Source organism: Thermus aquaticus (assembly GCF_001280255.1).
Taxonomy (GTDB): domain Bacteria; phylum Deinococcota; class Deinococci; order Deinococcales; family Thermaceae; genus Thermus; species Thermus aquaticus.
In genome coordinates this window covers 66,431-77,932 of sequence record NZ_LHCI01000106.1, presented here as the reverse complement: position 1 = coordinate 77,932, position 11,502 = coordinate 66,431, and the positions used below count along the sequence as shown (strand labels likewise).

The 11,502-nt window shown below is 68.1% G+C and carries 14 protein-coding genes and 1 tRNA gene; 5 read left to right on the top strand and 10 right to left on the bottom strand.

Features of this window, described 5'->3' with window-relative positions; genetic code table 11:
• A partial coding sequence (locus tag BVI061214_RS13165; RefSeq protein WP_162208001.1) for a transposase occupies positions 1 to 142 on the bottom strand: 142 nt, incomplete at its 3' end.
• A gap of 400 nt (positions 143 to 542) precedes the next feature.
• Here BVI061214_RS13165 and BVI061214_RS01370 point away from each other — a divergent pair.
• Positions 543 to 1,037, top strand: coding sequence for a hypothetical protein (locus BVI061214_RS01370; protein WP_053766992.1), 495 nt, complete (start codon positions 543 to 545; stop codon positions 1,035 to 1,037).
• A 25-nt stretch (positions 1,038 to 1,062) separates the two neighbouring features.
• Entirely contained in the window at positions 1,063 to 1,656 is a 594-nt protein-coding gene (locus BVI061214_RS01365; protein ID WP_053766991.1) for a TetR/AcrR family transcriptional regulator, read from the top strand.
• A gap of 133 nt (positions 1,657 to 1,789) precedes the next feature.
• On the opposite strand, the gene uvrA is transcribed toward BVI061214_RS01365, so the two are convergent.
• From uvrA to BVI061214_RS12825, 3 genes are read right to left on the bottom strand one after another with little or no spacing between them, the layout of a single operon-like run.
• Complete coding sequence (gene uvrA / locus BVI061214_RS01360; protein WP_053766990.1) at positions 1,790 to 4,648, bottom strand: excinuclease ABC subunit UvrA; 2,859 nt, start codon at positions 4,646 to 4,648, stop codon at positions 1,790 to 1,792.
• 40 nt (positions 4,649 to 4,688) lie between these two features.
• Positions 4,689 to 5,087 (bottom strand): type II toxin-antitoxin system VapC family toxin, encoded by a 399-nt coding sequence (locus BVI061214_RS12830; protein WP_003045239.1) that lies wholly within the window; start codon positions 5,085 to 5,087, stop codon positions 4,689 to 4,691.
• On the bottom strand, positions 5,069 to 5,302 hold the full coding sequence (locus BVI061214_RS12825) for a FitA-like ribbon-helix-helix domain-containing protein (RefSeq protein ID WP_053766989.1): 234 nt from the start codon (positions 5,300 to 5,302) through the stop codon (positions 5,069 to 5,071). Before BVI061214_RS12825 ends, BVI061214_RS12830 begins: the two co-directional genes overlap by 19 nt.
• Positions 5,303 to 5,332: 30 nt before the next feature.
• Between BVI061214_RS12825 and BVI061214_RS01345 the strand changes: the two genes are divergently transcribed.
• The gene (locus BVI061214_RS01345; RefSeq protein WP_053766988.1) at positions 5,333 to 6,364 is read left to right on the top strand and encodes an SIS domain-containing protein; all 1,032 of its coding nucleotides are present in this window, start codon (positions 5,333 to 5,335) and stop codon (positions 6,362 to 6,364) included.
• A 6-nt stretch (positions 6,365 to 6,370) separates the two neighbouring features.
• Here the strand turns inward: BVI061214_RS01345 and BVI061214_RS01340 are convergent, their stop codons facing one another.
• Complete coding sequence (locus BVI061214_RS01340) at positions 6,371 to 6,700, bottom strand: tRNA-binding protein (RefSeq protein ID WP_003045234.1); 330 nt, start codon at positions 6,698 to 6,700, stop codon at positions 6,371 to 6,373.
• 42 nt (positions 6,701 to 6,742) lie between these two features.
• Positions 6,743 to 6,819, bottom strand: a tRNA-Ile gene (locus BVI061214_RS01335).
• 63 nt (positions 6,820 to 6,882) lie between these two features.
• Between BVI061214_RS01335 and BVI061214_RS01330 the strand changes: the two genes are divergently transcribed.
• Positions 6,883 to 7,074, top strand: a complete 192-nt coding sequence (locus BVI061214_RS01330) for a YgaP family membrane protein (RefSeq protein ID WP_003045232.1) — start codon at positions 6,883 to 6,885, stop codon at positions 7,072 to 7,074.
• Entirely contained in the window at positions 7,071 to 7,595 is a 525-nt protein-coding gene (locus BVI061214_RS01325) for a DUF402 domain-containing protein (protein ID WP_053766987.1), read from the top strand. The genes BVI061214_RS01330 and BVI061214_RS01325 overlap by 4 nt, the downstream gene beginning before the upstream one ends.
• Here BVI061214_RS01325 and BVI061214_RS01320 read toward each other — a convergent pair.
• The 4 genes from BVI061214_RS01320 to BVI061214_RS01305 all read right to left on the bottom strand — a co-directional run bounded on the left by BVI061214_RS01320 (position 7,592) and on the right by BVI061214_RS01305 (position 11,444).
• Entirely contained in the window at positions 7,592 to 8,608 is a 1,017-nt protein-coding gene (locus tag BVI061214_RS01320) for a hypothetical protein (RefSeq protein ID WP_053766986.1), read from the bottom strand. The genes BVI061214_RS01325 and BVI061214_RS01320 overlap by 4 nt on opposite strands.
• 3 nt (positions 8,609 to 8,611) lie before the next feature.
• Positions 8,612 to 9,154: a LabA-like NYN domain-containing protein gene (locus BVI061214_RS01315; protein WP_053766985.1), complete on the bottom strand. Its 543-nt coding sequence runs from the start codon at positions 9,152 to 9,154 to the stop codon at positions 8,612 to 8,614.
• Between the two features lie 58 nt (positions 9,155 to 9,212).
• Positions 9,213 to 10,220 carry an NAD(P)/FAD-dependent oxidoreductase gene (locus BVI061214_RS01310; RefSeq protein ID WP_053766984.1) on the bottom strand — a complete coding sequence of 336 codons (1,008 nt, stop codon included), beginning with the start codon at positions 10,218 to 10,220 and terminating at the stop codon, positions 9,213 to 9,215.
• A 192-nt stretch (positions 10,221 to 10,412) separates the two neighbouring features.
• Positions 10,413 to 11,444, bottom strand: a complete 1,032-nt coding sequence (locus BVI061214_RS01305; RefSeq protein ID WP_053766983.1) for a zinc-binding dehydrogenase — start codon at positions 11,442 to 11,444, stop codon at positions 10,413 to 10,415.
• Positions 11,445 to 11,502: the final 58 nt, after the last annotated feature.

The following is an 11,502-nucleotide window of genomic DNA, read 5'->3' as shown; positions in this document are numbered from 1 at the left end:
GGACGTAAAGGATGGCGTTCATGATCTCTCTTCTGGACACCTTGGCGGGCCGGCCGCCGGGCTTGGGGGCGGGAATGAGGGGCTCCAGGAGGGCCCACTCCTCGTCGGTTAGGTCGCTGGGGTAACATCGTCTAAGAGGCACCCTTCAAGGATACCACCCTTTTACGACAGCCTCTAAGTGCCCGCGCTTTAGTTTCGCAACATGGGATGCCCAAGTCTGGTCTTTGGAAGGGCTTTTCTGGGGCCCCCGCCGTGGCAAGAGCCACGGCGGGGTACTTAGTACGACCTCCTGGTCTACGGGGCCACGCCCCAGGGGGTGGCGGCGGCCTTCCTGCGCAAAGCCCCCCAGGCGGGCCTCCTGCGGGCCCCTCTGGAGGACTTCCCCGCCCTGGCCCAAAGCGCCTCGGGGATGGAGGCCCTGCGCCGGCGCCTGCTGGAGCGGGGATCCTCAACCAGATCCTCCTGGCCCTGGGAGAGCGGGGCAGCGGGGGTGGGGAGGCGGCGGAGATCCTCTTCCGGCTTCTGCCATAATGGCTCCCAGGGTGCTCTCCGTCCTCCTCCTTCCCGAGTTCTCCGAGCTGGAGGCGGCTTTGGCCCTGGAGTGGGCCAGGCGGCTTGAGCTTCCCGCTTGTACCGTGGCCAAGGGGCGCAAAGGGACCCCCGCCCTGGCGGGCTCGGTCTGGACCCCCACCTACGCTTTCCCCGCCGCCCCGCCCCCCAAAGCCCTCCTGATCCCGGGGGCCAGAAGGCCCGAGCGCCCCGCCAAAGACCCCACCTGGCTGGCCTACCTGGAGGAGGTCTGGGAGGGCCTCGAGGTCCTCTTCCTGGGCTTCAACGCCCACCTCTTCCTGGCCGAGGCGGGGAGGCTTCCTCCCCGGGTGGCGGCAGGGGAGGAGGTGGCGGAGCGCCTGCGGGAGATGGGCTACCGGGTGGAGGCCAGGCCCTTCCTGCGGGAAGGCCGGGTATACGCCACAAAGGGGGGACTTGCCCTCCTTTCCGCCCTTTCGGACTGGGTCGGGAAAGCGGTTGAGCTTTGACTTTGGACTGGAGTACACTACCTCCATGTCCGTGAGGGAGTATCAAAAAAAGCGCCGCCGGGAGCGCATCTTCCAGGCGGCCATGGCCCTATTCCGCCAGCGGGGCTTTCAGGAGACCACGGCCAGCGACATCGCCAAGGCGGCCCACGTCTCCCGGGGCACCTTCTTCAACTACTTTCCCTACAAGGAGGCGGTGCTTCTGGAGTACGGCGCCCTCCTCCTCGCCGGCCTCAGGGAGGAGGTGAAAAGGCGCCTGGCCCGGGGCGAAGATCCCCTGGCCATCCTCCGCTTCATCTTCCAGGAGGTGGCCCGCTACACCGAGGCGGAGAAGGACCTGGTCCTCCCCCTCCTCTACGAGCTTCTGAACCCGGACCCCATCCGGGCCAAGGCGGCCTTTGAGGCCCTGCCCCTGGGGGACCTCATCGCCCAGGTGCTGAGGTCCCTCAGGGAGAAGGATCTGGTGAGGAAGGACCTCTCCCTGGAGCGCATGGGCCGGACCCTGGCCGACCTCTACTTCCTCACCGCCCTCCGCTGGGCGGCCTACACCCCGGAGCGGGACCTGAAGGAGGAGCTACAGAAGACCCTGGACCTGGCCCTTCTGGGGATCCTCAGCCGCTAATGCCACCCCATGCTGGGGGCCCCGGCAAAAGGTTCCTGGGGAAGTTACGGCATGGTGGGCCAAGGGAAGCAGGAAACAAGGGTATGAGGGCTTTTCTGGGGCCCCCGCCGCGGCGAAAGCCGCAGTGGGGTACTCAGTCGGCGGCCACCTTGAGCCTTTCCCGGATCTCCGGAATCCGGGCCAGGTAGACCCCGGTGGGGCTTCCCGTGAGGGCCACCTCCTCCGGGGTGCCCTCGGCCACGATCTCCCCGCCCCGGTCCCCGCCCTCCGGCCCCAGGTCAATGACCCAGTCGGCGGTCTTCACCACGTCCAGGTTGTGCTCAATGACCACCACGGTGTTGCCCCCGTCCACCAGGCGGTGGAGGACCGAGAGGAGCTTGGCCACGTCGTCAAAGTGGAGGCCGGTGGTGGGCTCGTCCAGGATGTAGAGGGTGCGGCCCGTGGACTTGCGGCCCAGCTCCGTGGCCAGCTTGATGCGCTGGGCCTCCCCTCCGGAGAGGGTGGGGGAGGGCTGGCCCAGGCGCATGTACCCCAGGCCCACGTCCACCATGAGCTGGAGCTTGCGGGCGATGGTGGGGACGTTCTGGAAGAAGTCCAGGGCCTCTTCCACGGTCATGTCCAGGACGTCGGCGATGCTCTTGCCCCTTAGCTTCACCTCGAGGGTCTCCTTGTTGTAGCGCTTGCCCTTGCAGACCTCGCAGGGCACGTAGAGGTCGGGCAGGAAGAGCATCTCAATCTTGACCGTGCCGTCCCCGCCGCAGGCCTCGCACCGCCCCCCCTTGACGTTGAAGGAGAAGCGCCCCGGGCCGTAGCCCCGCTTCCTGGCCTCGGGGGTCTTGGCGAAGAGGTCGCGGATCTCGTCAAAGATGCCGGTGTAGGTGGCGGGGTTGGAGCGGGGGGTGCGGCCGATGGGGGACTGGTCAATCTCTATAACCTTGTCCAGGTGCTCCACCCCTTCCAAAGCCTCGTAGGCCCCGGGGGTGGTCTTGGCCCGCATGAGCTTCTGGGCCAAGGCGGCATAGAGGATGTCGTGGATGAGGGTGCTCTTCCCCGAGCCCGAGGGGCCGGTCACGGCCACGAAGCGGCCCAGGGGGATGCGCAGGGTCACGTTTTTCAGGTTGTGCTCCCTGGCCCCCTTCAGCACCAGCCACTTGCCGTTGCCCTTGCGGCGCTCTTTGGGCACGGGGATCTTCTTCTCCCCCCTCAGGTAGGCCCCGGTGAGGCTTCGGGGGTTCTGCAGGATGGCCTCCAGAGGGCCTTCCGCCACCACCTCCCCCCCGTGGATCCCCGCCCCCGGGCCCATGTCCACGATCCAGTCGGCGGCCCGCATGGTCTCCTCGTCGTGCTCCACCACGATCAGGGTGTTGCCCAGGGCCTGGAGGCGCTTGAGGGTGGCGATGAGGCGCTGGTTGTCCCGGGGGTGGAGGCCGATGCTGGGCTCGTCCAGGACGTAGAGGACCCCGGTGAGGCCAGAGCCCACCTGGGTGGCCAGGCGGATGCGCTGGGCCTCGCCGCCGGAGAGGGTGTTGGCCGCCCGGTCCAGGGTCAGGTAGTCCAGGCCCACCCCCACCAAAAACCCCAGGCGCTCCACGATCTCCCGCAGGATGGGCCTGGCGATCTGGGCCTGGAAGGGGGGGAGTTTTGCCTCGAGGCCCTGGAAAAAGCCCAGAGCCTCCCGCACGGGCAAGGCGGAGACCTCGGCGATGTTCCTGCCCGCCACCTTCACCGAGAGGACCTCCTTCTTGTAGCGGGTCCCGCCGCAGACCGGGCAGGGCTTCAGGGCCATGAAGCCCTCGAGGACCTCCCGCACCCCCTCGGAGTCGGCCTCCTGGTAGCGCTTCTCCAGCCAGGGGATGACCCCCTCGTAGTGGACCTCCACCCGGAAGGTCTCCTTGCCCCCACGGCGGAAGACCACCTCAAAGGGCTCGGGGAGTCCGTAGAGGACGGCCTTCTGCGCCTCCTCCGGCAGGTCCTTGAAGGGGGTTTTGAGGTCAAAGCCCAGGTGCTCGGAGAGGGCCCTGAGCCGGTCCCAGAGGTAGCTCCTGCCCGTGTCCCGCCCCCGGGACCAGGGGAGGATGGCCCCTTCGGCCAGGGAGAGCTCGGGGTTCACCACCAGGGCCGGGTCAAACTCCTGCTTGTACCCGAGGCCGGAGCAGGCGGGGCAGGCCCCGTAGGGGGCGTTGAAGGAGAAGATCCTGGGCTCCAGCTCCTCCAGGACGCTGCCGTGCTCGGGGCAGGCGAACTTTTCCGAGAAGAGCTCCTCCTCTCCCAAATCGGGGTAGAGGACCCGCATGAGGCCCTCGCCCCGGAGGAGGGCTAGCTCCACGGCCTCGGCGATGCGGGGCCTTTCCTCCTCCTTGAGGACCACCCGGTCTATGACCAGGTCAATGTCGTGCTTCTCGTACTTTTCCAGGTTCAGGTTCTGGGCCTCCTCCAGGAGGTAGATGACCCCGTCCACCCGCACCCGGGCGTACCCCTCCTTCATGAGCTGGGCGAAGAGCTTGCGGTACTCGCCCTTCCTTCCCCGCACCAGGGGGGCCATGAGGATGGCCCGGGTGCCTGGGGGCTTCTGGAGGAGGCGGTCGGTGATCTCGCTGGCGGACTGCTTTTCTATGGGACGGCCGCACTGGGGGCAGTAGGCGGTGCCCACCCGGGCGAAGAGGAGGCGCAGGTAGTCGTGGATCTCCGTCACCGTGCCCACGGTGGAGCGGGGGTTGTGGCTGGTGGTCTTCTGGTCAATGGAGATGGCGGGGGAGAGGCCCTCAATGCTTTCCACGTCGGGTTTGTCCATCACCCCCAGGAACTGGCGGGCGTAGCTGGAGAGGCTTTCCACGTACCGCCTCTGGCCCTCGGCGTAGATGGTGTCAAAGGCCAGGGTGCTCTTCCCTGAGCCCGAGACCCCGGTGATGACGATGAACTTGCCCCTGGGGAGCTCGAGGCTGATGTTCTTCAGGTTGTGCTCCCTAGCACCCCGGATGATGATGCGGTCCATCCGTGGAAGTATACCACTCCTTCTGGGCTTGGAGTAGGGCCTAAAGGCGGAGGTGGATGAGAGGCACGGGAAGGCCGGGAGCTCTGGCCAGGGGGCCGTCCGCGGTGAGGATGGGGGCGGAAAGCCTCTGGGCTAGGGCCACGTAAAGGGCATCGTAGGCGGTGAGGCGGTCCCTTAGGGCGAAGGCGGGGAGAAGCAGAGGCCCGTGGTCTACCCGGAAGAGGGGCCAGCTAAAAAGGTCCTCCAGGGCTTCCTGAGCCCGCGTGGGGGAAAGGCGTCCGGAAAGGGTGGCCTTGCGCACCACGGCCAAGACCTCGGCGTCCAGCAAGGCCGGGGCGAAGAGGCGCTTCCCTTCCACCAGGGCGGCCACTTGCCGGCCCAAGGGGGTGCGAAGCAGGTACTCGGCGGCGGCGGAAGCGTCTAGGACGAGGGGGGCCACCTTTCCTCCCGGGCCTCCTCCAGAAGCTTGGCGGCGGGAAGGCCCAGGTCCACAGGAGCCCTCTGGGCCAGATGCTCCCGCCACTCGGCCTCGTCCAGGGCCCGTTCCAAGGCCTCCAGGACGAACTCGCTCAGGCTGAGGCCCCTGGCCCGGGCCTGGCGTACCAGGCGGGCCTTGAGGTCCTCGGGCACCTTCTTCACCTGAAGGGTGCTCATGGCATGATTGTAGCATGCTAAGCTGAACCCATGTCCTCCTGGATGCTCCGGGAAGCGGAGGAAGCCCCGAGGGTGGTGGAGCGGCTCCTTAGGGAGAACGAGGCCGAGGTGAAGGGCCTAGCCGCTTTCCTAAGGCGGAGGCCTCCCGCTCTTACCCTCACCGCCGCCCGGGGGAGCTCGGACCACGCCGCCCTTTACGCCAAGTACCTCTTGGAGACCCGCCTCCTCTGGCCTACGCTCTCCGTGGCCCCCTCGGTGCTGACCCTCTACGGGGCAAGGCCCAGGGTCCCCCTGCCGGGCCTCCTCCTGGCCTTTAGCCAAAGCGGGGAGAGCCCGGACGTGGTGGAGGTGGTGCGGGCCTACCGGGGGGCGGGGGTCCTCACCGTGGCCCTGGTGAACCGGGAGGAAAGCCCTTTGGCTAAGGCGGCGGAGGTGGTCCTCCCCCTCCATGCCGGGGAGGAGCGGGCGGTGGCGGCCACCAAGAGCTTCCTCGCCATGCTGGCGGCCACGGTCCACCTCCTGGCCCACCTCCTGGAGGAGCCCCACCTGAAGGAGGCCCTTCCCGCCCTGCCCGAGGCCATGCACCGGGCTTTGGGGGCGGAGGGGAGCCTGGAGTACCTGGTGGAGGCGGAAAACCTCTTCGTCCTGGGGCGGGGCCTGGTGTACCCCGTGGCCCTCGAGGCCGCCCTCAAGCTGAAGGAGGTGGCGGGCCTCCACGCCGAGGGGCTTTCCGCCGCCGAGTTTCTGCACGGGCCCAAAGCCCTCTTGGAGCCCGGCTTTCCCCTTCTGGTCCTGGCCCAGAGGGACGGGGCCCTGGAGGCCACGCTGAGGACCCTGGAGTCCCTGAAGGCCACGGGGGCCCACCTCCTGGTCCTCTCCCGGGAGGCCGAGGCCCTGGAGCTGGCGGACACCCCCTTGCGCCTCCCGGTGGCCCTCTCCCCCGAGCTCACCCCCCTCCTCCTGGCCCAGGCCTTCTACCCCATGGCTGAGGCCCTGGCCCGGGCCCGGGGCCTGGACCCGGACCGGCCCCGCCACCTCGGCAAGGTGACCCGGACCCGCTGAAGGCCCTCAGAAAACCTTCTCCCCCAAAGGCACCTCCCGCTCGGGGGTGAGGAGGACCACCCGCCCCTTCTCGTCCCTCGCCCCCAGGACCAGGACCTCGGAGGGGAAGCCGGCGATGGAGCGCACGCCCAGGTTCACCGCCGCCACCACCAGCCGGCCCGGGAGGTCCTCCGGGCGGTAAAGCTCGGTGATCTGGGCCGAGCTCTGCTTCACCCCCAAGGGGCCGAAGTCAATCCAGAGCTTGTAGCTGGGCTTTCTGGCCTTCTCGTGGGGCTCGGCCTTCAGGATGCGCCCGATCCTCAGGTCCAGGGTCTGGAAGGCCTCTAGAGGGTCCATGCCCCGAGTGTGGCAAAAAAGAAGGCCCCCGGCAAGGGGCTATGGTGGGCCGTGCAGGACTTGAACCTGCAACCAACCGGTTATGAGCCGGCCGCTCTGACCGATTGAGCTAACGGCCCGCGCCACTAGGCTAGTTTAGCACAGGGCCCCAGGCGGTGTATACTGGGTCTGGAGGTGAAAGCATGACCGTCAACGAGAGCACCACTGACCGGGTGATCCGCTTTGTCCTGGCCCTCATCCTCTTCTACTTCGCCTTCCAGTCGGCCTCTCCCTGGAACTGGATCCTGGGCATTGTGGCTGTGGTCCTCCTCTTCACCGCCATCACCGGCTTCTGCGCCCTGTACAAGGTTCTGGGCATCAGCACCAAGCGGTGAGCTTTCCCGTAGCCCCCGGGGACTTGGTGCGGGTAGAGTTTCTCAAGTTCCCGGGGGATCTGCTTCACTACTGGTGGGAGGCCCGGGTGGTGGAGGTGCGGGAGGAGGGGGTCCTCACCCTGCTTCCCCAGGGCGGGGTCTTCCACCACGAGGGCAAGGGCAGGCGGGTAGTCCTGGACCACGATGCCTACGTGGCCTTCTTCCCCGGGGCCTGGTATTCGGGAGGGCCCGACGTGCGGGAGGGCCGGGTCCTGGAGTACTACTGGAACGTCCAGACCCCGGCGGTCTGGACGGGGGCGGGCTTCCGCCAGTACGACCTGGAGCTGGACGTCCGCTGCCGGGCCGACCACACCTGCCAGGTCTTTGACCGGGAGGAGTTTCTGGCCAAGCGCCCTCTTTACCCAGAGGCCTGGGTGGCCCGGGCCGAGGAGGCGGTAGAGGCCATCTTCCGCCACATGCGCGAGGGGCGGTGGCCCGTCCTGCCCCCTGGGGAGCCCCTGCCCTGGATGGAGAGGCTTTAGGGGACGTAAAGGGGCGTGGGCGAAGGGGGAGCCTGGCAGGCTCCCGGTCCCCAGGTCTTCAGGGGCAGAAGGCGCCCGTTTTTTAGGTACCAGCGCCGCTCTAAGGCCACTTGATAGAAGAGTCCCTTGAAGAAGCCGTGGAAGCTGTCCTCCCAGGTTTCCAGGTTCTGGGCCCTTAAGGGGTAGTTATGCCAGGCGGGGCCCAGGTAGTAGAGCCAGGGGTCCTCGAGGGGGCGGGTGTCCTCTTGGGGCAGGCCCAGAAGGGCGTTGAAGTAGCCCCGCAGGCGGCTTGCCGTGAAGAGGAGGTTGAGGTAGGGGTCCAGGAGGGCCTTCCTGGCCTCGGCCTCGGTCTTGGGGAAGGGCCTGGCCGGGTCCCAGGCCCCAAAGCGCTTCAGGCGGGGCTCCTGCTTCAGGGCATCCTCCCAGCTCATCTGGGCTAGGCCCAGGGTACGGCTCAGGGGCGCCTGGCCCTGAAGCTCCGCCAGACCCTGGGCCAGGCCGTCCGCCACCTCCCGCACCCCCCGGGAGAGGCCTAGGGCCTTGTCCCCCCCGTACTGCTCGTTGTCCACGATGGCGGCCAGCACCCCGTAGGGGATCCTCAAGGCCCCCGCCGCCGCCCGGATCTTTTGGGCGTGGGGGAGGACGTGGTGGGGGGCGGTGGGGAGGCCTTGGAGGTCCACCGCCTGGGCCCGCAAGGCCTGGCCTATGGCTAAGACCCAAAGCCGGGCGGCCTGAAGGGCCTCCTCCGGCTTGGAAAAGGCGGAGCGCTTGCCCGAAAGCTGATTGTTGAGCTCCAGGCGCAGGAGGCGGTCGTAGGCTCGGGCGGCCTCGTCCCCCAGGAGGAGGTGGAGGCTGGCCTTGTTGGAGAGGTGCAGGGCCACCAGAGCCTCCCGCGTGGCCCTGGGGTACGGCAGAAGCTCCCGGAGGCTGGGCGAGGCGGGCGGGGAAGGGGGAATGGGAAGGGCCAGGAAGAGGAGGAGGGCTAGAAGGAGGGCGGGCCAGGGGCCCGGCATGGGCTACTTCCCGGGTTCCTCCGCCGGAGGTACCTCCACGGTGGCCTCCACGGGGTAGCCGGCGTAGGTGCGGCGCCCGCCCGGGGTCCTCTCCAATACCTCCCGCCACTCGGCCAGGTTCAGGAAGCGGTCCGCCTGGTTGCGAAGCTCCAGGTCCGCTAGCTCGTGCACCCCCAGGAGGTGGACCTCCTTGCCCATGGCCCTAAGGGCCTGGAAGGCGTGGGCCAGCTCCCCGGAGCCCGAGGCCACCACGGCCCGGTCCCAGCGGGGGGCGGTGGTGAGGAGGTCCGTGGCCATCATGGCCTCAAACCGGGCCTCTCCCCGCACCAGGCGGCTCCGCACCGTGTAGCCCATAAAGACCAGGGCGTCTATGAAGCGTTGCTGGCGCTCGTCCTCGGGGTCGGTGATGGGGACGTAGTAAAAGGCGTTGTAGAGCTGCTCGGGGGTGGCGAACTGGGTGATGACCCGCCTGTGGTCCACGTTCCAGCCCAGGCGCTTGGCCGCCTGGTACATGTAAGACCCGTCAATGAAAAGGGCAACCCGCATGCTGGCCTAAGTTTAGCGGAAAAGGGGGCCCATGGGGCCCCCTCCTTTGCCCCGGTCCTTAGGCTGGGGCCTTCTCCTCCCCCTTCTCCGAGGAGTGGCCGGGGTTCACCTTGAGGGCGGGGTTGGCGTAGGCGGCGGCGTGGTTGGCGGCGATGGCCGCCTCCCCGAAGCCCAAGACGATGAGGGGAAGCTTCCCGGGGTAGGTGACGATGTCCCCGCAGGCGTAGACCCCGGGGATGCTGGTGGCCATGGTGGTGTCCACCTTGATCTTGTTCTTCTCCAGCTCCAGGCCCCAGTTGGCCAGGGGGCCCAGCTTGGTGAGGTAGCCCGCCAGGATGAGGACGGCGTCCACCTCCAGCGTGAGCTCCTCCTGGGTCTGGTTGTGGAAGATGACCGCCCGCCTCACCCAGGTGTCCCCCTCGAGGCGGCGCACCTCGTAGGGCGTGAGGACCTTGAGGCGGCCCTCCTCGTGGGCCTTCATGAGCTCCTGGACGCTGGCCTCGTGGGCCCGGAACTGGGGGCGGCGGTGGATGAGGGTGATGGCCCCGGCGGTGTCCAGGAGGTTCAGGGCCCAGTCCACGGCGCTGTCCCCGCCCCCCACGATCAGGACCCGCTTGCCCTGGAACTCCGCCTTGGCCCTCACGGCGTAGTAGACCCCCCTGCCCTCCAGCTCCCTCTCCCCTGGGGCTCCCAGGCGCCTGGGCTCAAAGGCCCCCACTCCGGCAGCGATGATGACCGCCTTGGCGGTGTAGGTGTTCCCCGCCGACGTGGTCACCTTAAAAAGGCCGTCCTCCCTGGACAGGGTCTCGGCCCGCTCCCCCAGGTTGTAGATGGGGTTAAAGGGGGCCACCTGCTCCACCAGGCCCCGGACCAGGTCCTTGGCGTAGACCTTGGGAAAGCCCGCCACGTCGTAGATGTACTTCTCCGGGTAGAGGGCCGATAGCTGCCCTCCCGGCTCCGGCAGGGGGTCTATGAAGCGGAAGGAAAGCCCCCGCATGCCCACGTAAAACCCCGCGAAAAGCCCCGCGGGCCCGGCGCCGATGACGATCACGTCCGTGTGCTCCATGGCCGCACCTCTTCCGGCATTCTAAGCCCTCGGACCTTTTGGGCACCTCATTCTGGGGCCCCCGCCGTGGCAAGGGCCGCGGTGGGGCCCTTATACCCTTGTTTCCCCTTTCCCTCGCCCCACCATGCCTGGTAACTTCCCCAGGAACCTTTCGCCGGGGCCCCCACCGCGGCGAAAGCCGCGGTGGGGTACTTAGTCCACCCTCAGGACCACCTTGCCGAAGACCCGCCTTTCTTCCAGGAGGCGGTGGCCCTTGCTGGCGGCCTCGAGGGGAAGCACTTGCCCCACCACCGGCTTCAGCTTCCCCGCCTCCACCATGCGCAGGATGGGGAAGAGGCGGCTTTTGGAGGCCATGGTGGAGCCCAGGATGGCGAGCTGGCGGAAGAAGACGTGGGCGAAGGGCAGGGTCCCCTCGTACCCCGAGGAGGCCCCGGCGATGGCAATCCTGCCCCCGCTCGCCGTGGCCTTGATGACCCCCTCAAAGTAGAGGGCCCCGGTGTGGTCCACCACTTTGTCGGCCCCCTTGCCCCCGGTGAGGCGGCGCACCTCCTTGAACCAGTCGGGGTGGGTGTAGTTGACCGCTTCGTCGGCCCCAAGCTCCAGGGCCTTCCTTAGCTTCTCCTCCGAGCCAGCGGTGGCGATGACCCGCCCGCCGAAAAGCTTGGCGATCTGGATGGCGGCCACGCTAACCCCGCTTCCCGCCGCCATGACCAGCACGTCGTCCCCAGGGCGCACCTGGAGCTTATCCACCACCATCTGCCAGGCGGTGAGGAAGGTGAGGGGGATGGCGGCCGCCTCCTCAAAGGAGAGGTTTTGCGGTTTTTTGAGGAGGTTCACCTCAGGCACCACCAAGTACTCGGCATAAGCCCCGTGGCGGTGCTCACCCAGGATCTCGTACCGCGGGCAGAGGTTGTCCTCGCCCGCCAGGCACCGCTCGCAGTGCCCGCAGGAAAGCCCCGGGTTCACCACCACCTCGTCGCCGGGGGCGAAGGCGGTGACCCCGGGCCCCACGGCCTCCACCACCCCGCTGGCGTCCGCCCCCAGGATGTGGGGCAGGGGAAGCCTGGGGCTCGCCACCCCCTTGCGCACCCAGATGTCCAGGTGGTTGAGGGCCGCCGCCCGGACCCGGATGCGCACCTCCTTGGGGCCCGGCTCCGGGGTGGGCATCTCCGTGGGCTTCAAGACCTCTGGGCCGCCTCTCGCCTCCATCACCACCGCTCTCATACCACCTCCTTATGCCAGGGATTTTCCCACGGACCCTCCGGGGGGTCAAGGCCGGGTC